This window comes from Saccharomonospora glauca K62, from assembly GCF_000243395.2.
GTDB classification, from domain to species: Bacteria; Actinomycetota; Actinomycetes; order Mycobacteriales; family Pseudonocardiaceae; genus Saccharomonospora; species Saccharomonospora glauca.
Genome location: NZ_CM001484.1, coordinates 318080 through 339244 on the forward strand (window position 1 = coordinate 318080; position 21165 = coordinate 339244).

19 protein-coding genes are annotated in these 21165 nt (G+C 67.6%); 15 read left to right on the forward strand and 4 right to left on the reverse strand.

Annotated elements, in window-relative coordinates:
- Position 1 precedes the first annotated feature (1 nt).
- The 13 genes from SACGLDRAFT_RS01625 to nuoN are packed head-to-tail and all read left to right on the forward strand — an operon-like array spanning position 2 to position 15578.
- A complete protein-coding gene (locus SACGLDRAFT_RS01625; RefSeq protein WP_005461220.1) occupies positions 2–550 on the forward strand; it encodes a NuoB/complex I 20 kDa subunit family protein in 549 nt (182 codons plus the stop codon).
- Entirely contained in the window at positions 550–1317 is a 768-nt protein-coding gene (locus tag SACGLDRAFT_RS01630; RefSeq protein ID WP_005461222.1) for an NADH-quinone oxidoreductase subunit C, read from the forward strand. Before SACGLDRAFT_RS01625 ends, SACGLDRAFT_RS01630 begins: the two co-directional genes overlap by 1 nt.
- Positions 1314–2687 carry an NADH-quinone oxidoreductase subunit D gene (locus SACGLDRAFT_RS01635; RefSeq protein WP_005461224.1) on the forward strand — a complete coding sequence of 458 codons (1374 nt, stop codon included), beginning with the start codon at positions 1314–1316 and terminating at the stop codon, positions 2685–2687. Before SACGLDRAFT_RS01630 ends, SACGLDRAFT_RS01635 begins: the two co-directional genes overlap by 4 nt.
- Entirely contained in the window at positions 2684–3556 is an 873-nt protein-coding gene (gene nuoE, locus SACGLDRAFT_RS01640) for an NADH-quinone oxidoreductase subunit NuoE (RefSeq protein WP_005461227.1), read from the forward strand. Before SACGLDRAFT_RS01635 ends, nuoE begins: the two co-directional genes overlap by 4 nt.
- On the forward strand, positions 3553–4842 hold the full coding sequence (gene nuoF / locus SACGLDRAFT_RS01645) for an NADH-quinone oxidoreductase subunit NuoF (RefSeq protein ID WP_005461229.1): 1290 nt from the start codon (positions 3553–3555) through the stop codon (positions 4840–4842). The genes nuoE and nuoF overlap by 4 nt, the downstream gene beginning before the upstream one ends.
- Complete coding sequence (locus SACGLDRAFT_RS01650) at positions 4839–7331, forward strand: NADH-quinone oxidoreductase subunit G (RefSeq protein ID WP_005461230.1); 2493 nt, start codon at positions 4839–4841, stop codon at positions 7329–7331. Before nuoF ends, SACGLDRAFT_RS01650 begins: the two co-directional genes overlap by 4 nt.
- A gap of 14 nt (positions 7332–7345) precedes the next feature.
- Complete coding sequence (gene nuoH, locus SACGLDRAFT_RS01655; protein ID WP_198283542.1) at positions 7346–8734, forward strand: NADH-quinone oxidoreductase subunit NuoH; 1389 nt, start codon at positions 7346–7348, stop codon at positions 8732–8734.
- A complete protein-coding gene (nuoI, locus tag SACGLDRAFT_RS01660) occupies positions 8721–9287 on the forward strand; it encodes an NADH-quinone oxidoreductase subunit NuoI (RefSeq protein WP_005461232.1) in 567 nt (188 codons plus the stop codon). Before nuoH ends, nuoI begins: the two co-directional genes overlap by 14 nt.
- The gene (locus SACGLDRAFT_RS01665; RefSeq protein WP_005461233.1) at positions 9284–10189 is read left to right on the forward strand and encodes an NADH-quinone oxidoreductase subunit J; all 906 of its coding nucleotides are present in this window, start codon (positions 9284–9286) and stop codon (positions 10187–10189) included. Before nuoI ends, SACGLDRAFT_RS01665 begins: the two co-directional genes overlap by 4 nt.
- Positions 10186–10485 carry an NADH-quinone oxidoreductase subunit NuoK gene (gene nuoK / locus SACGLDRAFT_RS01670; RefSeq protein ID WP_005453108.1) on the forward strand — a complete coding sequence of 100 codons (300 nt, stop codon included), beginning with the start codon at positions 10186–10188 and terminating at the stop codon, positions 10483–10485. The genes SACGLDRAFT_RS01665 and nuoK overlap by 4 nt, the downstream gene beginning before the upstream one ends.
- Before the next feature lie 22 nt (positions 10486–10507).
- Positions 10508–12406, forward strand: a complete 1899-nt coding sequence (gene nuoL / locus SACGLDRAFT_RS01675) for an NADH-quinone oxidoreductase subunit L (protein WP_005461234.1) — start codon at positions 10508–10510, stop codon at positions 12404–12406.
- Positions 12403–13998 (forward strand): complex I subunit 4 family protein, encoded by a 1596-nt coding sequence (locus SACGLDRAFT_RS01680; protein ID WP_005461235.1) that lies wholly within the window; start codon positions 12403–12405, stop codon positions 13996–13998. The genes nuoL and SACGLDRAFT_RS01680 overlap by 4 nt, the downstream gene beginning before the upstream one ends.
- An 8-nt stretch (positions 13999–14006) precedes the next feature.
- Positions 14007–15578: an NADH-quinone oxidoreductase subunit NuoN gene (nuoN, locus tag SACGLDRAFT_RS01685; protein WP_005461236.1), complete on the forward strand. Its 1572-nt coding sequence runs from the start codon at positions 14007–14009 to the stop codon at positions 15576–15578.
- A gap of 5 nt (positions 15579–15583) precedes the next feature.
- On the opposite strand, the gene SACGLDRAFT_RS01690 is transcribed toward nuoN, so the two are convergent.
- Genes SACGLDRAFT_RS01690 through SACGLDRAFT_RS01705 form a run of 4 tightly spaced genes read right to left on the reverse strand, consistent with a single transcriptional unit; the run spans position 15584 to position 18520 of the window.
- Positions 15584–16279: an ESX secretion-associated protein EspG gene (locus tag SACGLDRAFT_RS01690; protein WP_005461238.1), complete on the reverse strand. Its 696-nt coding sequence runs from the start codon at positions 16277–16279 to the stop codon at positions 15584–15586.
- Positions 16276–17529, reverse strand: coding sequence for a PPE domain-containing protein (locus SACGLDRAFT_RS01695; RefSeq protein ID WP_005461239.1), 1254 nt, complete (start codon positions 17527–17529; stop codon positions 16276–16278). Before SACGLDRAFT_RS01695 ends, SACGLDRAFT_RS01690 begins: the two co-directional genes overlap by 4 nt.
- A 2-nt stretch (positions 17530–17531) precedes the next feature.
- A complete protein-coding gene (locus SACGLDRAFT_RS01700) occupies positions 17532–18152 on the reverse strand; it encodes a DUF3558 domain-containing protein (RefSeq protein ID WP_005461240.1) in 621 nt (206 codons plus the stop codon).
- On the reverse strand, positions 18149–18520 hold the full coding sequence (locus SACGLDRAFT_RS01705; RefSeq protein ID WP_005461241.1) for a hypothetical protein: 372 nt from the start codon (positions 18518–18520) through the stop codon (positions 18149–18151). Before SACGLDRAFT_RS01705 ends, SACGLDRAFT_RS01700 begins: the two co-directional genes overlap by 4 nt.
- A 478-nt stretch (positions 18521–18998) precedes the next feature.
- On the opposite strand from SACGLDRAFT_RS01705, the gene SACGLDRAFT_RS01710 reads away from it, so the two are divergent.
- Both SACGLDRAFT_RS01710 and SACGLDRAFT_RS01715 read left to right on the forward strand, forming a co-directional pair.
- A complete protein-coding gene (locus tag SACGLDRAFT_RS01710) occupies positions 18999–20018 on the forward strand; it encodes a polyprenyl synthetase family protein (RefSeq protein ID WP_005461242.1) in 1020 nt (339 codons plus the stop codon).
- A gap of 13 nt (positions 20019–20031) precedes the next feature.
- Positions 20032–21111 (forward strand): sunset domain-containing protein, encoded by a 1080-nt coding sequence (locus SACGLDRAFT_RS01715; protein ID WP_005461243.1) that lies wholly within the window; start codon positions 20032–20034, stop codon positions 21109–21111.
- Positions 21112–21165: the final 54 nt, after the last annotated feature.

Below are 21165 nucleotides of genomic sequence, written 5' to 3' on the forward strand. Positions count from 1 at the left end.
CATGGGTCTGGAAGAGAAGCTCCCGAACGGATTCCTGCTGACGACGCTGGAGAGCGTGGTCAACTGGGCCCGCAAGAACTCGATGTGGCCCGCCACGTTCGGCCTCGCCTGCTGTGCGATCGAGATGATGACCACCGGTGGGTCGCGCTACGACATCTCACGGTTCGGCATGGAGCGCTTCAGCGCCACGCCTCGGCAGGCCGACCTCATGATCGTCGCGGGCCGGGTCACGCAGAAGATGGCTCCGGTCCTGCGTCAGGTCTACGACCAGATGCCTGAGCCGAAGTGGGTGCTCGCCATGGGCGTGTGCGCCTCCTCGGGCGGGATGTTCAACAACTACGCCGTCGTGCAGGGTGTCGACCACATCGTCCCGGTCGACATGTACCTGCCCGGTTGTCCGCCGAGGCCGGAGATGCTGCTCGACGCGATTCTCAAGCTGCACGCCAAGGTGCAGAACGAGCCCTTGGGACCCCGGCGCGCGGCCGCGTTGGCCGAGAGCGGGAAGAAGACGGAGATCATCCCTTCGTCGATCAAGTACGCGAAAAAGTGATGGGCATGCCTGACGAGAAGCCAGAGACCGGCGGCGAGTTGTCGAGCGCCGAACACAGCGAGAACGGGCTGCGCCCGCAGGGAGCCGAGCCGGCCGCGGCCGCGGAACCGGTGATCGCGGGCCGGGAACGCCGCGGCATGTTCGGGGTGTCGGGCAGCGGTGACACCTCGGGGTACGGCGGTCTGCGGCTGCCCGCGTACTCGCCACCGCCCGCCGAGCGGCCGTACGGCGGCTGGTTCGACGACTTCGCCGACGAGTTCTACGCCGCCCTGTCGGACAACGGGATTCCGGCCGAGGCGATCCAGCAGGTCACCATCGACCGCGGCGAGATCACGTTCTACGTGCGACGCGAGCACCTGGTGGAGATCTGCCGGACCCTGCGCGACGATCCGGGACTGCGGTTCGAGGTGTGCACCTCCGTGTCCGGTGTGGACTACGGCGTCGACGTGCCGCAGCGGCTGCACTCGGTGTACCAGCTGTTGTCGATGACCTACCGGCGGCGAATCCGGCTGGAGGTCACGCTGGATGTCGACGACCCGCACGTGCCGTCCATTGTGGAGGTGTATCCGACGGCCGACTGGCACGAGCGGGAGGCCTACGACATGTTCGGAATCGTCTACGACGGGCACCCGGCCCTGACCCGGATCCTCATGCCGGACGACTGGGAAGGCCACCCACAACGCAAGGACTACCCGCTGGGCGGAATCCCGGTGGAGTACAAGGGCGCGGAAATCCCGCCGCCCGACACGCGGAGGTCCTACTCATGACCACGAGCGACCGCATCGCCGACGCGAGCACCGGCACCGACACCACGGCCGAGGGCGCCGACAGCACCCGCTACGCCGAGCACCGTGACACCACCGAAGGCCGCGTCTACACGGTCGTGGGTGGTGACTGGGACGACGTCCTCTCGGACGCCACCCAGGCCGAACGCATGGTCATCAACATGGGGCCGCAGCACCCGTCCACACACGGGGTGCTCCGGCTCGTCCTGGAGATGGAGGGCGAGACCGTCACCCAGCTCCGGTCGGTGATCGGCTACCTCCACACCGGGATCGAGAAGAACTGCGAGTACCGGACGTGGACCCAGGGCGTCACGTTCGTGACCCGCATGGACTACCTCTCCCCGCTGTTCAACGAGATGGGCTACTGCCTCGGGGTGGAGAAGCTCCTCGGCATCGAGGTGCCCCGGCGGGCGCAGCTCCTGCGAATCATGCTCATGGAGCTCAACCGCCTGGCCTCGCACTTCGTCTACATCGCCACCGGTGGCATGGAGCTGGGGTCGACCACCGCCATGACGCTCGGCTTCCGGGAGCGCGAGGAGGTACTGCACCTGCTCGAACACCTGACGGGGCTGCGCATGAACCACGCGTTCATCCGCCCCGGTGGGCTCGCGCAGGACATGCCGGAGGACTTCCACGAGAAGGTCACCGAGTTCTGCAAGGTGATGGACAAGCGCCTCCCGCTGTACGACAAGCTGTTCACCGGACAGCCGATCTGGCGCAACCGTCTCAAGGGTGTCGGTTTCCTCCCACTGGACGCGTGCCTGGCGCTGGGCGTCACCGGACCGGTGCTGCGCTCGGCCGGACTCCCGTGGGACCTGCGCAAGGTGGAGCCCTACTCGGGGTACGACGAGATCGACTTCGAGGTCCCCACGTCCACCGACGCCGACTGCTGGGCCCGTTACCTGCTGCGGGTCGAGGAAATGCACCAGTCCCTGCGGATCATCCGCCAGGTGCTGAAGATGCTGGAGCCCGGCCCCGTGATGGTGGAGGACCGCAAGATCGCGTGGCCCGCCCAGTTGTCGGTCTCCAGCGACGGCTTGGGCAACTCCCTCGAACACGTCCGCAAGATCATGGGCCAGTCGATGGAGTCGCTCATCCACCACTTCAAGTTGGTCACCGAAGGCTTCCGGGTTCCGCCGGGCCAGGTGTACTCGGCGGTGGAGTCGCCGCGAGGCGAACTCGGCTTCCACCTCGTGTCCGACGGCGGTACCCGACCGCTTCGCGTCCACGTGAGGGAACCGAGCTTCGTGAACCTGCAAGCGATGCCCGCCATGGCGGAAGGCGGCCTCGTCGCCGACGTCATCGCGGCCATCGCCTCGATCGACCCGGTGATGGGGGGAGTGGACCGATGACCACGCCGTCGCAGCAGCCGTCGAAGACACCGGAGCCCGGGGCCCGGCCCGCCGAGCAGACCTACGCCGCTGCCTCGGAGGACGTCGACGTCAAGGCCATCTCGCCGGTCGCCGACGAGGAACCGAAGGGCGAGTCGCAGCTTTCCGACCCGTTCGGCCCCGAGGTCGAGGCCGAGGCGAAGGAACTCGTGGCCCGCTACCCGCAGGCGCGCTCGGCTCTGCTGCCGATGCTGCACCTCGTGCAGTCGGTGCAGGGTTACGTCAGCCAGGAGGGCATCGCGTTCTGCGCCCGGCAGCTCGACCTCACCGAGGCCGAGGTCAGCGCGGTCGCCACCTTCTACACGATGTACAAGCGCAAGCCGTGCGGGCAGCACCTCGTGAGCGTGTGCACGAACACGATGTGCGCGATGCTGGGAGGCGACGAGATCTACCGCACGCTGTCCGAACACCTCGGTGAGGACGGCAAGCCCCTCGGCCACGAGGAGACGGCGGGCGAACCGGGGGAGCCCGGCTCCATCACGTTGGAGCACGCGGAATGCCTGGCCGCCTGCGATTTCGGGCCGGTCGTCCAGGTCAACTACGAGTACTTCGACAACCAGACCCCCGACAAGGCGGTCGAGTTGGTCGACGCGTTGCGGCGCGGCGAGAAACCGCAGCCGACCCGCGGTGCGCCGTTGACCGACTTCCGGTCCGTGGAACGTCAGCTCGCCGGGTTCTTCCCCGAGGAGGAGGACGTTTTCCGCTCCGATGTGGACGGACCTTCCCAGGCCGTCGAGACGCTGCGGGGAGCACAGCTCGCCGCGGATCGCGGTTGGACGGCGCCGATGATGCCGGATGACGCTCCGTTGCCGGAGGTGGAGGCGAAATGACAGCGGATCCCCTGACCCCGGTACTGACGAAGCGCTGGCTTTCGCCGCAGTCGTGGCGACTGGCGACCTACGAGAAGCTCGAAGGCTACACGGCGTTGCGCAAGGCGCTGTCCGGTACGCCGGAGCAACTCGTGCAGCTGGTGAAGGACGCCGGACTGCGGGGCCGTGGCGGCGCCGGGTTCCCGACGGGCGTGAAGTGGTCGTTCATGCCGCCGAACGAGGACAAGCCCCACTACCTCGTGATCAACGCGGACGAGGGGGAGCCGGGCACCTGCAAGGACATCCCGCTGATGATGGCCGACCCGCACTCGCTCATCGAGGGCTGCATCATCGCCTCCTACGCCATGCGGGTGCACCGCTGCTTCATCTACGTGCGCGGCGAGGCGCTGCACCCCATCCGCAGGCTCAACTCGGCCGTCCGTGAGGCGTACCAGGCGGGCTACCTCGGCAAGAACATCCTCGACAGCGGGTACGACCTCGACATCACGGTGCACGCGGGAGCGGGCGCCTACATCTGTGGTGAGGAGACGGCGCTGCTCGACTCGCTGGAGGGACGCCGGGGGCAGCCCAGGCTCAAGCCGCCGTTCCCCGCGGCCTCGGGTCTGTACGCCGCGCCCACCACGGTGAACAACGTCGAAACCATCGCGAGCGTTCCCTACATCGTCAACGGGGGCGCCGAGTGGTTCCGGAAGATGGGCACGGAGAAGTCGCCCGGCCCGAAGATCTACTCGATCTCCGGGCACGTGGAACGGCCGGGGCAGTACGAGGCCCCGCTCGGCACCACGCTCCGGCAACTGCTGGAGCTGGCGGGCGGCATGAAGGACGGCATCCCGCTGAAGTTCTGGACACCGGGTGGTTCGTCCACACCGCTGTTCACCGCCGAGCATCTCGACGTGCCGCTGGACTTCGAGGGTGCCGCCGAGGCGGGCTCGATGCTCGGGACCACGGCCGTGCAGGTGTTCAACGAGACGGTCTCGGTGCCCTGGGCCGTGATGAAGTGGACGAAGTTCTACGAGCACGAGTCCTGTGGCAAGTGCACTCCGTGCCGCGAGGGCACCTACTGGCTGGCGCAGATCCTGGAGCGCATGGTCGAGGGCAGGGGCACGGAAGAGGATATCGACACGCTGCTCGACATCTGCGACAACATCCTCGGCCGCTCGTTCTGCGCGCTCGGTGACGGTGCGACGAGCCCCATCACCAGCGCCATCAAGTACTTCCGCGACGAGTTCGTCGAACTGTGTGAGAAGAACCGGGCGCGCTCGCCCGAATTGGTGGGAGCATCATGACCATCGCACCCGAGGCGGCCTCGAAGGACGAGACCCCGGTCCCGGAGGGCCACGTCAAGCTCACCATCGACGGTGAGGAGGTCATCGCCCCCAAGGGCGAATTGCTGATCCGCACGGCGGAGCGACTGGGCATCGTCATCCCGAGGTTCTGCGACCACCCGCTGCTCGACCCGGCGGGTGCGTGTCGTCAGTGCCTGGTCGAAGTCGAGATGAACGGCCGTCCGATGCCCAAGCCGCAGGCGTCGTGCACGATGACCGTCGCCGACGGCATGGTCGTCAAGACGCAGCGGACCTCGCCCGTCGCGGACAAGGCGCAGCAGGGCGTGATGGAGCTGCTGCTCATCAACCACCCGCTGGACTGCCCGATCTGCGACAAGGGCGGTGAGTGCCCGCTACAGAACCAGGCGATGGCGCACGGCCGGCCCGAGTCGCGGTTCCGCGACCGCAAGCGCACGTTCCCGAAGCCCTTGCCCATCTCGACGCAGGTACTGCTCGACCGCGAACGCTGCGTGTTGTGCCAGCGGTGCACGCGGTTCTCGTCGCAGATCGCGGGAGACCCGTTCATCGACCTGCTGGAGCGCGGGGCGCAACAGCAGATCGGGACGTCCGAGACAGCCGACGTGCTCGACGCGGCTTCCCGGACCGGCAGCGGCACGCCGTTCCAGTCGTACTTCTCCGGCAACACCATCCAGATCTGCCCGGTGGGCGCGTTGACCAGCGCCCAGTACCGGTTCCGTTCGCGCCCGTTCGACCTCGTGTCGTCGCCGAGCGTGTGCGAGCACTGCTCGGTGGGCTGCGCGATGCGCACCGACTTCCGGCGAGGCAAGGTGATGCGGCGCCTGGCGGGCGACGACCCGGAGGTCAACGAGGAGTGGCTCTGCGACAAGGGCCGCTTCGCGTTCCGGTACACCGGGGCGGCCGACCGCATCCGCCACCCGCTCGTCCGCAATCCCGAGACCGGTGAGCTGGAACGGACGTCGTGGACGCACGCGCTGCGCGTGGCGGCCGAGGGCCTGGCGAAGGCCCGTGACGGCCGCGGGGTCGGTGTGCTGCCCGGCGGGCGGCTGACGGTCGAGGACGCCTACGCCTACAGCAAGTTCGCCAGGGTGGCGCTGCGGACCAACGACATCGACTTCCGGGCCAGGGCTCACTCGGCGGAGGAGCTCGACTTCCTCGCCTCGCACGTCGTGGGCACCACGCCGGAGAACGGAGTCACCTTCCGGCAGATCGAGACCGCGCCCCTGGTGCTGTGCGTGGCGTTCGAGCCCGAGGAGGAGGCGCCCGTGCTGTTCCTGCGGCTGCGCAAGGGCGCCCGCAAGCGCGGCACGAAGGTCGTCCACATCGGTCAGTGGACCACCCCGGCGGTGCGCAAGACGTTCGGTGAGCTGCTGGCCTGCGTTCCGGGCGCCGAGGCGAGCGCCGTCGACGGCTTGGCGGAGCACGCTCCCGACGTCGACGAACAACTGCGTGCCGAGGGCTCGGTCGTGCTGGTCGGTGAGCGTGCCGCCGAGATCCCCGGCCTGTACTCCGCGCTGCACCGGCTCTCCGAGCGCACGGGCGCGCCCATCGTGTGGGTCCCCCGGAGGGCAGGGGAGCGGGGTGCCCTCGAAGCGGGCGCCCTGCCGACGCTGCTGCCCGGCGGCGCGGCCGTCACCGACGCCGAGGCCCGAGCGGCGCTGGAGCGCGTGTGGAAGCTCGAAGCCGGGTCCCTGCCCGCGCAGCCGGGGCGGGACACGAACGGCATTCTCACCGCCGCCCGCAACGGCGACCTCGACGGCCTGCTCGTGGGCGGTGTCGAACTCGCCGACCTCCCCGACCCCGAGCTGGCGTTGGAGGCCGTGCGGCGCTGCGGCTTCGTGGTCAGCCTCGAACTCCGGCACAGCGAGGTCACCGGCCACGCCGATGTGGTGCTGCCCATCGCCCCGGTGGACGAGAAGTCGGGCAGCTTCCTCAACTTGGAGGGCCGCAGGCGCGAGTTCGAGGTGACGCTCGACGGCACCGGCGCCCTGCCCGACTGCCGGGTGCTCGACACGCTCGCCGTCGAGATGGACGCCGACCTGTACACGCAGACGCCCGCCGCCTCGGCCGGGGACTTCGCTCGGAGCACGGACGGCCTCGCCCGCACTGCCCACGCGGCTCCCGATGTTCCCGCCCCGACGCCGCCCTCGGCGGGGGAGGGACAGGCGCTGCTCGCCACCTGGCGTCAGCTCCTCGACGACGGGGTGTTGCAGGACGACGAGCCGCATCTGGCCGGCACCGCCCGCCGTGTGGTCGCCAGGATTCCGCGGTCCACCGCGGAGGCGCTCGGCGACCCGTCGTCGGTAACGGTGTCCACCGACCGGGGTGCGGTGACGCTGCCCGTGGAGATCGCCGATCTGCCCGACGACGTCGTGTGGCTGCCGGGCAACTCGCCGAACTCCAAGCTCCGAGCCACGCTCGGGGTGGGACACGGCGCCGTGGTCTCTATCGCTGCCGGAGGTGAACGGTGAGCCCAGCGACCTCGATGGTTCCCTTCCTCGCGCAGGCGCAGGAGCCGATGACGAGGGCGGAACTGCTCGCGGACGACCCGCTGTGGTTGATCCTGCTCAAGGCCGTCGTCATCCTCCTGATCGGCCCGATCATGACGGTGTTCCTCATCGTCATCGAGCGCAAGGTCCTCGGCCGGATGCAGAATCGTCCGGGTCCCAACCGGGTCGGTCCGGGTGGATGGCTCCAGTCGATCGCCGACGCGATCAAGCTGCCGTTCAAGGAACAGATCGTTCCGGACACGGCCGACCGCAAGATCTACTTCCTCGCGCCCGTCATCACGGTGGTCCCGGCCCTGATCGGGCTCGCGGCGATCCCCTTCGGGCCGGAGGTCACGATCTTCGGTGAACGCACCGTGTTGCAGCTCATCGAACTGCCCGTGAGCGTGCTGCTGATCCTCGCGGGTGCGTCGGTCGGCGTGTACGGCATCGTGCTCGCCGGGTGGTCGTCGGGATCGCCGTACCCGTTGCTCGGTGGACTTCGTTCGACGGCCCAGGTGATCTCCTACGAGATCGCGATGGGACTGTCCATCGTGGGCGTGGCCCTGTACGCGCAGTCGTTGTCCACCGGCGAGATCGTGGACGCTCAGGCGAACGGTTGGTACTTCTACCTGCTGCTGCCGAGCTTCGTCATCTACCTGATCTCGATGGTCGGCGAGACCAACCGCGCTCCCTTCGACCTTCCCGAGGCGGAGTCTGAGCTGGTCGGTGGTTTCCACACCGAGTACAGCTCGATGAAGTTCGCGATGTTCTTCCTCGCCGAGTACACCAACATGGTCATCGTCTCGGCGTTCGCCACCACGCTGTTCCTCGGCGGGTGGATGTTCCCGTTCGTCGGCCTGGACTCGCCGCTCAACCAGGGCTGGTGGCCGCTGCTGTGGTTCTTCGGCAAGATGGCGCTTTTGCTGTTCGGCTTCATCTGGCTGCGCGGCACGCTGCCGAGGTTCCGCTACGACCAGTTCATGAAGCTCGGTTGGAAGGTCCTCATCCCGGTCGGCCTGCTCTGGGTGCTGGTCATCTCGGCGATCAGAGCACTGCGCACCGACGGCAACGTCTCCACGGGCCAGATCCTGATCGTGGGCGGAATCATCATCGCCGTTCTGGTGCTGCTCACGCTGTTGCTTCCGGAGAAGGAGGAGCCCGCCAAGGACGAGGTTCCCCTCACCGGCAGCGACTATCCGATCCCGCCGCTCGACCTCACGGTGCCCAAGCTGACACCGCGTCAGAAGGCGTTGCGGGCCAAGGAGAAGTCCAGGAGGGCCCTGGGGTCCGAGGGAACTCGGGACTCCGACGGCCCACGGGAGTCGCCACAGGGAGAACCGGCGTCGGTCAGCTCAGGTAAGGAGAACGCCGATGGGAATGTTTGATCCCATCAAGGGTTTCGGCGTCACCTTCGCGATGATGTTCCGGAAGGTGGCCACGGAGGAGTACCCGGAGGCCGGGGCCCCCGCGGCGCCGCGCTACCACGGGCGTCACCAGCTCAACCGACACCCGGACGGGCTGGAGAAGTGCGTCGGCTGCGAGCTGTGCGCGTGGGCGTGCCCGGCAGACGCGATCTTCGTCGAAGGCGGGGACAACACCGAGGAGGCCCGGTACTCGCCGGGTGAGCGGTACGGCAAGGACTACCAGATCAACTACCTGCGATGCATCGGCTGCGGTCTGTGCGTCGAGGCGTGCCCCACCCGCTCCCTCACCATGATCAACTTCTACGAGCTCGCCGACGACGACCGGCAGAAGCTGATCTACACGAAGGAAGACCTGCTCGCACCGCTGCTGCCGGGCATGGAGCAGCCGCCGCACCCCATGCGGCTGGGTGACGACGAGCAGGACTACTACGTCAAGGGCCCCGAGCTGGCCCGGCAGCGCGGCGTGCCTTCCGGTGAGGCGGTCGAGACGTCCGAAGAGAAGGCAGTGGGATGACCGGGATGACTCTGACGTCGATGACGATGTCGCTGGCGAACGGCCTGGTACTCGCTCAGGCCGAGGTGTCCACGGGCGAGGCGATCGCGTTCTGGATCCTCGGCCCGATCGCGCTGGCGGGCGCGTTGGGCATGGTGTTCGCCCGCAACGCGGTGCACTCGGCACTGTGGCTCGTGTTGACGATGCTCTCGCTCGGGTTGCTGTACCTCACGCAGCAGGCGCAGTTCCTCGGGTTCACCCAGATCATCGTCTACACCGGCGCGATCATGATGCTGTTCCTGTTCGTGCTCATGCTGGTGGGACGCGAGTCGTCCGACTCGGTGGTCGAGGTCCTACGCGGACAACGCCTGATGGCGGGACTTGTCGGCATCGGTGTCGCCGTGTTGCTGGCCTCCGCGTTGACCCGCGCGTTCGTGAACGTCACCCCGGCCCAGCCGCTCGACCCGTGGAGCGACCTGGGCGGTGGCGCGGGCGGACTCGGCCGCATCATCTTCACCGACTACCTGTTCCCGTTCGAGCTGACGGCGGCGCTGCTGATCACCGCCGCGATGGCCGGAATGGTGTTGTCGTTCACCAGTCGGCACAGGAAGGGCGGCAAGCGCAGTCAGCGTGAGTTGGTCGTCGCCCGGTTCCGCGGCGAGTACGAACGGCCGTCCCCGAAGCCGGGGCCCGGCGTGTTCGCCACGTCCAACTCGGTGGCCACCCCCGCGCTGCTGCCCGACGGGTCCGTGGCACCCGAGTCGTTGTCGGAGCTCATCGAGTCCATCCCCACCGCCAAGTTGCAGGCGCACCGCAAGCAGGTGGCCGGTGAGACACGGGAGTCGGGCCCGAAGGCTCTCGTCGGCTCCGACACCGCGAGCAAGGCCCCGGACGCAGGCTCCGACGAGGGGGAGGACAAGTGAGCCCCACGTACTACCTGTTGTTGTCGGCGCTGTTGTTCACGATCGGCGCCGTCGGCGTCCTCGTGCGCCGCAACGCCGTCGTGGTGTTCATGTGCATCGAACTCATGCTGAACGCCGTGAACCTGTCGTTGGTGACGTTCTCGCGCATCAACGGCTCGATCGACGGTCAGGTGATGGCGTTCTTCGTGATGGTCGTCGCCGCGGCTGAGGTCGTGGTCGGGCTGGCGATCATCATGTCGATCTTCCGGACCCGGCGTTCGGCCTCGGTCGACGACTCCAACCTGCTGAAGTACTAGCCTCCAACCACAGGGAACTACCTTGATCGCTCTATCGTGGCTGCTGGTCGCGTTTCCCGCGCTCGGCGCCCTTGTGCTGTTGGTCGGTGGTAACCGCACCAACGCGTGGGGGCACGTGCTCGGCTGCGCGACGGTCATCGCGTCGTTCGTCTACGGCTTGGCGCTGTTCTTCAGCGAGTCGCTGTCCGAGGCTGCCGACACGACGGTCTACTCGTGGATTCCCGTCGAGTCGTTGCAGGTCGACTTCGGACTGCGTATCGACCCGTTGTCGGTGACGTTCGTCCTGCTGATCACGGGTGTGGGCGCGTTGATCCACATCTACTCGATCGGCTACATGTCGAACGACGCCGCGCGGCGCCGGTTCTTCGGTTACCTCAACCTCTTCGTCGCCGCGATGCTGGTGCTGGTGCTCGGCAACAGCTTCGTGATGCTGTACCTGGGCTGGGAAGGCGTCGGCCTGGCCTCGTATCTGCTGATCGGCTGGTACCAGGACCGGCCTTCGGCGGCCACCGCCGCGAAGAAGGCGTTCCTGATGAACCGCGTCGGCGACGTCGGGCTCGCACTGGCGATCTTCCTGATGTTCAAGTACATCGGCAGCACGAGCTACGCCGAGGTGTTCGCGGGCATCGGCGAGTTGTCGCCGGGCGTGATCACCGCCATCGCGCTTCTGCTGCTGCTCGGTGCGTGTGGCAAGTCGGGCCAGTTCCCGCTCCAGGCGTGGTTGCCCGACGCGATGGAGGGCCCGACCCCCGTGTCGGCCCTGATTCACGCGGCCACAATGGTCACCGCGGGCGTGTACCTCATCGCCCGGTCGTCGCCGATCTACAACCTCACCGAGGACGGGCGGCTGGTCGTCACCATCGTCGGCGCGTTCACGCTGTTGCTCGGGTCGATCATCGGATGCGCCTACGACGACATCAAGAAGGTGCTGGCCTACTCCACGGTGAGCCAGATCGGCTACATGATGCTGGCCGTCGGCCTCGGCCCGATGGGGTACGCACTCGGTATCGCGCACCTGCTCACCCACGGCTTCTTCAAGGCGGGGCTGTTCCTCGGAGCGGGGTCGGTCATGCACGCCATGAACGACGAGGTCGACATGCGCAAGTTCGGTGGGTTGGCGAAGAAGATGCCGATCACGGCCGCCACGTTCGGGCTCGGCTACCTCGCGATCATCGGGTTCCCGTTCCTGTCCGGCTTCTGGACGAAGGACGCCATCATCGAGGCGGCGTTCGGCCAGGAAGGTTGGCGCGGCTGGGTGTTCGGCGGCGCGGCGCTGCTGGCCGCGGGCATCACCGGCTTCTACATGACGCGGTTGGTGCTCCTGACGTTCTTCGGCAAGGAACGCTGGCGCGAGACGACGTCGGCCGACGGCCGAGAGTTCCACCCGCACGAGGCGCCACCGGTGATGACCGTGCCGATGATCGTGCTGTCGGTCGGTTCGGTGGCCGCGGGCTTCCTGCTGATGTCGGGCGACACGCTCGCCGAGTTCCTCGTGCCCTCGGTGGGCACGTTGGCCGAGACCGAGCACGGTGCACTCCCGCACACGCTGGTGCCGTGGCTGACCGTCGGGTTGTCCGCGCTCGGCGTGCTGGTCGCGTGGCTGCTGTTCGGCAGGCGCCCGACCCCGATCGAACGGCCGGAGAACGTGTCCTGGCCGGTCCGCGCGGCCCGTAAGGACCTGTACGGCAACGCCCTGAACGAGGCGCTCGTCGCCAGGCCGGGGCTGTGGCTCACCCGCTTCGCGGTGTTCCTGGACAACCGCGGCGTCGACGGTGTGGTGAACGGACTCGCCGCGGTGTTCGGTGGCAGCTCCAGCCGCCTGCGCAGGATGCAGACCGGATTCGTGCGGTCGTACGCGTTGTCGATGCTCGGCGGGTCGTTCCTGCTCGTCGCCGCACTGCTGTTGGTGAGGTTCTCATGAGTTGGCTCGTTGCCCTGATCCTGCTGCCGCTGGTCGGCGCCCTCGCCCTGGCCGGGCTGCGGCACAACGACCGGGCGGCAACGCTGACGGCACTGGCGGTGTCCGTCGTGGAGTTGCTGCTGATCGTGCCGACCTGGTTGTCCTACGACCCGGACGGCGACCGCATCCAGCTCGCCACGTCGGTCGACTGGATTCCCGCCCTCGGCGTGCATCTGTCGTTCGGTGTCGACGGCATCGCGCTCGTCATGATCGCGGTGATCGCGCTGCTGGTGCCGGTGGTGATCGGTGCGCTGAACTCCACGGACCGACTGCCCGAAGGCCGCTCGGTGGGTGGATTCCTGTCGTTGCTGCTGCTGCAGGAGGCGTTGACCATCGCCGTGTTCGCGGCGACCGACGTGTTCCTGTTCTACGTGCTGTTCGAGGTCATGCTCGTGCCGATGTACTTCCTCATCGGCTTCTACGGCGGACCGAAGCGGCAGTACGCGGCCGTGAAGTTCTTCCTCTACTCGTTCCTGGGCGGGCTCATCATGCTCGCCTCGGCCATCGGCGCGTACTCCCTGGCGGTCGACGAACTGGGCGAGGGAACGTTCGACTGGGCCACGCTGGTGTCGGTGGTCAGCGACGCCCCGTTGGAGACGCAGGTCTGGCTCTTCCTCGGGTTCTTCCTCGCGTTCGCCATCAAGGCGCCGCTCGTGCCGTTCCACACCTGGCTGCCCGACGCGGCGGGGCAGGCCCCGATCGCCGTCACAGTGCTGCTGGTGGGCGTGCTCGACAAGGTGGGTACATTCGGTTTCCTGCGCTACAGCCTGCCGATGTTCCCCGACGGAAGCGCCCAGCTCGCCCCGCTGGTGCTGGTGTTGGGCGTGCTCGGCGTGATCTACGGATCGATCCTCGCGGCGGGCCAGCAGGACATGAAGCGCTTCGTGGCGTACGTGTCGATCGCCCACTTCGGATTCATCGCCCTGGGCATCTTCGCGTTCACCCCGCAGGCCACGGTGGGCTCGGCGACGTACATGCTCAACCACAGCCTCGCCACGGGCATGCTGATCCTCGTGATCGGCATCGTGGCCGCGCGCGGTGGTTCGACGCGGATCTCCGACTACGGCGGCATGTTCAAGCTGACCCCGATCCTCGGCGGCATGCTGTTGGTGGCCGGTATGTCCACGTTGTCCCTACCGGGCACGAACTCGTTCGTCAGCGAGTTCCTCGTGCTGCTGGGCGCGTTCGACTCGCGCCCGGTGTACGCGATCATCGCCACGGTGGGCATGGTGCTCGCCGCCGCGTACGTGCTCTGGCTGTACCAGCGGATCATGACCGGGCCGGTGCGAGGAGCCGCGCTCGTGGACGTCACGGACGGTGGTGCCGTGCCGGAGTCCGCTCCGGCCGGTGGTGGGGGCACGGGTACCGCCACGGCGGTGGCCCCGGAGAAGACCGAGACCCGCAAGGCGATCCGTGACCTGTCCGGCAAGGAAATCGCGGTGCTCGCACCGCTCGTCGTGTTGATCGTCGGCCTCGGGCTCTACCCGCAGCCGGTGCTCGACACGGTGACACCGTCGGTGGAAGCGACACTGCAAGCGGTGCAGGAAAGGTAATCCCAGCCGTGTTGAACCTTCATCTCGCCCAGCAGGGACCCATCGAGGCGCCCGCCATCGACTTCCCGGCCGTCATGCCGTTGGTGATCGTGCTCGGCGTGGCGTGCGTCGGGGTACTGCTGGAGGCGTTCCTGCCCAAGCATCAGCGGTGGACGGCGCAGGTGGCGTTGAGTCTGCTCGCCGTCGTCGGCGCCGGCGTGGCCCTGGCGCTGTACCTGCCCGACGCCCCCGAGCACGGCACCACGACGTTGAGCGGGACCCTGGCCATCGACTCGCCCGCCCTGTTCCTGTGGGGCACGCTGCTCGCCTTGTCGGTGGCGGCGCTGCTGCTCATCGCCGACCGGACGGTCGAGCGGGGCGGCGCGTTCGTGGCGGAGGCCGGTATCAGCCCCGGTACCTTCCAGGACAAGGAGCAGGCGCGAAGCCAGTCCATGTCGACGGAGGTCTTCCCGCTCACGCTGTTCGCGCTCGGCGGCATGATGGCGTTCACGGCGGCCAACGACCTGCTCACCATGTTCGTGGCGCTGGAGGTGCTCAGCCTCCCGCTGTACCTGATGTGCGCGCTGGCGCGTAGGCGGCGGCTGCTGTCGCAGGAAGCGTCGGTGAAGTACTTCCTGCTCGGCGCGTTCGCGAGTGCCTTCTTCCTGTACGGGCTCGCGCTGCTCTACGGCTACGCGGGCTCGGTGCGGCTGTCGGAGATCGCGAACGCCACCGCGGGCACCGACCGTTCCGACACGCTGTTGTTCGCGGGCCTCGGCCTGCTCATGGTGGGCCTGCTGTTCAAGGCGTCCGTGGGGCCGTTCCACACCTGGACCCCCGACGTCTACCAGGGCGCGCCGACTCCGGTCACGGCGTTCATGGCCGCGTGCACCAAGGTGGCGGCGTTCGGTGGCATGCTGCGCGTGTTGACGGTGGCCTTCCAGTCGACCCACTGGGAGTGGCGCGGCGTGATGTGGGCCGTGGCCATCGTGTCGATGGTGATCGGTGCGGTGCTGGGCCTCACGCAGACCGACATCAAGCGCATGATCGCGTACTCCTCCATCGCGCACGCGGGATTCCTGCTGATCGGCACGATGGCGCTGACCGACGACGGGCTGTCGGGCACGCTGTTCTACCTCCTCGCGTACGGCTTCACCACGTTGGCCGCGTTCGGGGTGATCTCGCTGGTGCGCGACAGCACCGGTGAGGCCACGCATCTGTCGGCGTGGGCGGGGCTGGCGAAGCGGTCGCCGGTGCTGGCGGCCACGTTCACGTTCCTGCTCTTCGCGCTCGCCGGTATCCCGTTGACGAGCGGGTTCGTGGGCAAGTTCGTGGTCTTCTCGGCGGCTTTGTCCGACGGCATGGCGCCGCTGGTGGTGGTCGGCCTGGTGTTCAGCGCGGTCGCGGCGTTCTTCTACCTGCGTGTGGTCGTGTTGATGTACTTCTCCAGGCCCGCGGAGGAAGGTCCCACCGTCAGCGTGCCGGGCACCTTCACCACGGCGGCCATCACGTTGGGCGTGGTGGTGACCCTTCTGCTCGGGATCGCGCCCACGTTCGCGCTCGACTGGGCGGGCGCGGGCGGCTTCGCCATCGCGTCGTGAGTGGCTCAGTCCAGGGTGGCCCGGAGGCGGGTCACCCTGGACGCGAGTCCGTCGGGGCTTCCCGGAAACACGGTGATGTGGTCGCCGTCGCGGTGCAGCCCCACTCGACCGAGGTCGACGTCGAGGTAGCACACGACGCTGTCGGCCTCGACTCGTTCGCCGCCGTCGGGATGTCGGGCCACACGCAGGTAGCCGAGTCCGTGCTCCGGGCGGGAGAACAGGTCGTGCAGGTCTTCCCCTTCGGGGCCGTCGGGTTCCTCCCGGAGCTGGTGCGTGGGGACTCGGAACGGGTCGAACACCGGAACGTCGGCGGGCGGGAGGGTGTCGACCAGGACGGCGGGCAGGTCACGGGCGGCGCTGGTGTCGAGGTGGACCTGGTTTCCGGTCCGGACCGCGACGACCACCGACCGGCCACGCGCGGCGACGAGCGAGTGGTACTGCTCGTCCCCGGCTCGTACGTGGGCGAAGTACTCGGTGTGGGGCCTGGCGAAGACGTGCAGGACGTCCTCGAACTCGGGTTTGAGCCGGGTTCCCTCGGTGAGTCCCGCGGCGGCGAGTTCGTCGAAGGTCTCCGCTGCCACGCGGTCCGTGGCCGAGGGCGGAACGTATCTGGCGCCACCGGAGAAGATCGCGTGTGGAGTGTGACACCCGATGGTCGCCAGCGCGTCCAGAAACGCGTACAGGGTCAACTCGACCGTCACGCTTTGCCCCGAGGTGTTCGACGTGGTTGCCCGATGACCGGTGGCGCGGTCTTGGGCAGCGGATCGCTGAAGGTGTCCTTCGGATCGGAATTTCTCAGGTAGCCGGGGCGCCGGCGGTCCTTGTCCGCGCCACCACCACGCGCTGGGGGCCCCGGCGGCGCTCCGGGCGTGCCTTTGGCGACCGCGCCGTGGGCGGTGCCCTGCGGGGGTGCCGTGCCGGGGCGGGCGGGACCGTTGCCGAGCCCACCACCCGGACCCGCCCCGCTGCCACGTCCGGGTGGTGCGGCGGGGATACGTTCCGAAGCCGGTGAGTTCGGTGGTGTTGTCGGGCCGCGGGGGACGGCGCGGGTTTCCGAAGCGGGATTGCCGACCCGGCCACCGGCGGCCGGGGGGACCCAGTGGTACTGCGGTGTCGAGGCGTGGGTGTTCGGTTTGTCCGAACGGTTGATCCGGTGGTCGCCGGAGGTCGAGGGCGGTGCGGTGACGGTCGACTCCGACACATGAGCTGCTGCCGCGTGGGTGGTGTCGGTGTGTTCCGACGGGGGCGAGGGAGAGGCCGTGTCCACCGGCGGGCGCGACGAGGACCGTTGTTCGGGCACAGCGATCGGTGGAGTGCTGGGTGGCGGCGCCTCGACTTGCTCGATCGAACCCGGACCGCCTCCCATTGGGCTGAGCTGCTGTGTGGTGCTGCTGGGTTGGCCACTCACGTCGGCCCGAGTGATCTCGCTGCCGTCAGCGGTCGGGGGCGGTGACGGGTACCGGAGAGGGAGGATGCCGGCGTTGGCGAGGCTGGCTTGGTGGTAGGCGCGGTACACGGCGATGTTGTTCTGGACATCGCGTTCGTAGGCGTCGAGTTTTGCCTGGTAGGAGTTGTCGCCGAACAGTTCGTGCGCCATGTCCTCCAAGGTGGGAGCCGGTGGCTGCGGCGGCACGGGAACGACGCCGGCGCGGGCCCTCACGAACTCGGTGATCTGGTCGGTGAGAGAGCGGTTGACACTCCACACCAGCGACTTGTCGTTCTCCAACGTCCGTGCGAGCCATTTCGTGAGTCCGGCGGCGTGGTTTCCCGCGTCACCGTCCCAGCTGTGTTCGATCTCTTTGGCGATGTCCCGTAAATCGGTTGCGAAGTCGGTGAACGCCCGATGAAGTCGTTCGGCGGCGGTCGCTGCTTCGGACAAGCTGCCGGGGCCCTTGCCGCCGGTCACCTGTTCGTAGATCTCAGCGGCCGTGAGCGGTCTTTCGAAAACCATGATCACTCGCTGTTGCTCGCCTTGATGTTGCCGATGACGGTGGTGGCGACTTCGTGTGCGGCCTCGCAGGGATCGATCTTCCCGACGGAACCTTTCCCGAGATGTAGGTAGACGCTCACGTAGTCGGAATCACTGGTGCCGACGAGAACGGGACATTCTCCTTCGGAGCGATTGTCGATCGTGCTGACGGCGACGGTCGGATATCCGTCGATGGGGGGCATCTCGACGAAGAAAGCGTGCTCTTCCCTGTTTCTGTAGATCGCGGACAGGCCCTTGTCGGTGACTCGCGGATACATGATTATGATATGTGCATCGCTACGTATGTCGGAACGCCATAAACAGGAAGGCCCGGCAGCGTTGTCCCGGTGGGATTCTGTTTTGGTTTCGTCTCCGAGGTAGCCGATTATTTGGTCTCTCTTCAATGAGGTGCAGGGCTGCTCCAGAAAGGAATCGATCTTCAAAGGGGTCTCGATCGTGGGGGCGCCGTAAGCACTGTCTTCCGTGGAGAGAAGAGGGGAGACGGAGGTTGCTGAGGACGGTGCCGGAGTGCCGCTTGACTCGGCCGAGCATCCCGCGAGGAGAGCGGTAACGAACAGTATGACGGCGGTCCGGATGCGGTTCATTCGAACTTTCCCTTTTCTCGTCCCACGGTCACCTCGGCGTCGTTCTCGTGGGTGAGGTACATGTCGAGTGCTGCGAGGAACTTGTCCCCCAGGTCTCGGAAACATCGGATCCGTTCTTGCAGGGCGTTCAGCAGGGCTTCGCCGGATGAGCGCAATTTCTTCACGTGCTCCACGCTCGCGTAGTCGTTCCCCGGCTCTTCGGCTGAGACGATCGAATCAACGGTGCCGAACAGGAGTTTGTATTGCGAAACGATTTCCTTTGACTTGTGCGCCAGTTGTTCGAGAACTTCCGGGGCGACAGCGAACCCGTCTCCCCGCCAGTTTCCTTTGTTGGAAATCTTGTTTCTCGCAGTGGGACCCGAGATCACGAGGTCTTCGAATAGTGAGGGTGGAGGCTGGTGGGGGCCATTTTGGGGTGCGCACGCGAGAGGTTCCGTGGGTCGGGTGGTTCTCTCGATCTTTTCGGCCACTTCCACCCCCAGTGTGATGACCTAATGCCGTGTTGTTACGAGACGGGAAACTAACACGGATCTGACAACCGTGATGTCTCTTTTGGGAACGATTAGCCCGCTCGGGTCCTGTTGCTGAGGCGAATGTAATTCAGGCGTGACCCCGCAGAAATTGATCTTCGGTCACGCGGTGAGGCTAGAGGGTGCGAGGAAACGAGTCGAGGGGCCGGATGGTTGTCTCCGAACTTGTCGCTGTCATCCGGTCAATGTAGCACGATACATCAATTTTGTCACCAGCATCACGAAGTGGCGAGCGACCTGCGGGTCATCGCCGCGTGACCTCCGCCCATTAGGCTGGTGAGGGCTGTGAACACAGGGTTGAAAGGGCGGAGCCGACGTGTCAGTGCGTGATGGCACCATCGACGAGTTGCGCGCTGCAGTCGGACTGCAGATCGCGGACGAGGAACTGCTGCGGACGCTCGTCGCGGGGCTGGAGAACGTGGAGGAGATCCTCCGCGAGGTGGCCAGCAGCGACGTCGCGGCCATAGACGAGGCCGCGCGTCACCTGGTGGACGCCGGGGGCAAACGCTTCCGTCCCATGTTCACGTTGCTGGCCGCCCAGTTCGGTAAGGACGGCAGCGGGGAGGCCGTGATCACCGCGGCCGCCGCCGTGGAACTGGTCCACCTCGCCACGCTGTACCACGACGACGTGATGGACGAGGCCACGATGCGGCGGGGCGCGCCGAGCGTCAACGCCCGCTGGGACAACAGCGTGGCCATCCTGACCGGCGACTATCTGTTCGCACACGCTTCTCGGCTGGTGGCCGATCTGGGAACCGACGCGGCACGGATCATCGCCGAGACGTTCGGCGAACTCGTGACCGGACAGATGCGGGAGACCGTCGGGCCGCGCGACGGGGAGGACCCCGTGGAGCACTACCTGTCCGTCATCGGTCAGAAGACCGGGTCTCTGATCGCGACGGCGGGTCGCTTCGGCGGCATGTTCTCCGGCGCCGAGCCCGAACACGTCGAGGCGCTGCACCGGTTCGGCGAGATCGTGGGCACGGCGTTCCAGATCTCCGACGACATCATCGACATCGCCTCGCCGTCCGACACCTCGGGCAAGTCGCAGGGGACGGACCTCCGCGAGGGGGTGCGCACGTTGCCGATGCACTACGCGCTGTCCCACGACCCCGACCCGCGGCTGGTGACGTTGCTGTCCGGGCCTCTCGCGGACGACGCTCTTGTGGAGGAAGCCCTCGATCTCCTGCGCCGATCGGGTGGCCTCGAACGGACACGGGAGACGCTTGCCGACTACGCTCGGCGCGCACAGGAGGAACTCGCCGCGTTGCCGGCATCGGCGGCGAGGGAGGCCTGCGAGTCGGTCGCCGACTACCTCGTCGCACGGACCCACTAGGAAGGCAGCCGTCATGTCCGTTTTCGGTCAGGTCTGGGTGTTCAGTGCGGTCGCTTTCGTGCTCGGGGCACTCCTTGCCTGGCTTTTTCTCGTTCGGCCCGCGCAGAAGCGCATCGCCGAACTCCAACGTCGGCTCGCCGCGAAGGAGAACGCGCCGAGGTCGCGGGCAAGCGCCGAACGAACGCGCGTGGCCCCGCCCGTCAAGGAGAGCGACAGCGACAAGGACCGCACGACGACCACCCCGCCCCCGACCCGGCGCTTCGAGCCCACCGCCGAGCCGCCGGGCGAGGCCCGTGACGTGACCGAACACCTCGCGCCCGCCCCGAGCTGGCCGGAAAGCGACAGTCTCCGGGGCCGCGAGAGCGGACCGAAGTCCGAGATCGACGAGCTGGACGAGGACTTCGCGCGGCTCGACGCGCTCGAGGAGCTGCAGGGCAGCACCGGCGAAGTACTCGGCGACCCGACCGCACCCGAGTCCGATGCGCCCACGCTGGTCCACGGCAGCCACGGTGGGCAACTCGACCTCGGGGCGGACGAGCGCGGCGCCGACCAGCACGACGACAGCGGCGCGAGTCGCCGGGGAAGCCTGTTCCAACCTCAGTCCTACGACGAGCCGGAGCCGGAGCCCCCCGCGCCGGGGTTCGGGGAGGAGCCGGCCGGGCACGACGCCGAACCGCGGAACGAACGCGCCAGCGCGCTGCCGAAGCGGCAACCGGGGCGCACCCAGATGGAGAGCTTCGAGCCGGCGAAGCCCATCCAGACGTCGATGCGGCCGGTCGTCGAGCGTCGCGATCCGCTGCAGCGCCGGGAGCGCGCCGGGTCGCTGTTCGAACCCAACGTCTCGCCGTCCAACTCGGCGCCGCCCGCGCGCGACACCACCACCCCGTCCAGTCTTCCACCCGGCCCCTTCGGGCCCGGTTCGGCCATGCCCAAGCCGGGCGGCGGACGACCCTCGGAGGAGTTCACCGTCAAGGCCAGCGTCACCGCGCTGCGTTACTGCACCGAGGAGTCGCCGGAGTATCCGCGCATGGTGGCCGAAGTCTGGTTCCGCACACCGGCCGACGCCGAGCGGGTCGGTTTCCGCCCGCTGTAGCAGCCCGCACACGACGAAGGGGCACCCACGCCACGTGCGCGAGGGCGCCCCTTC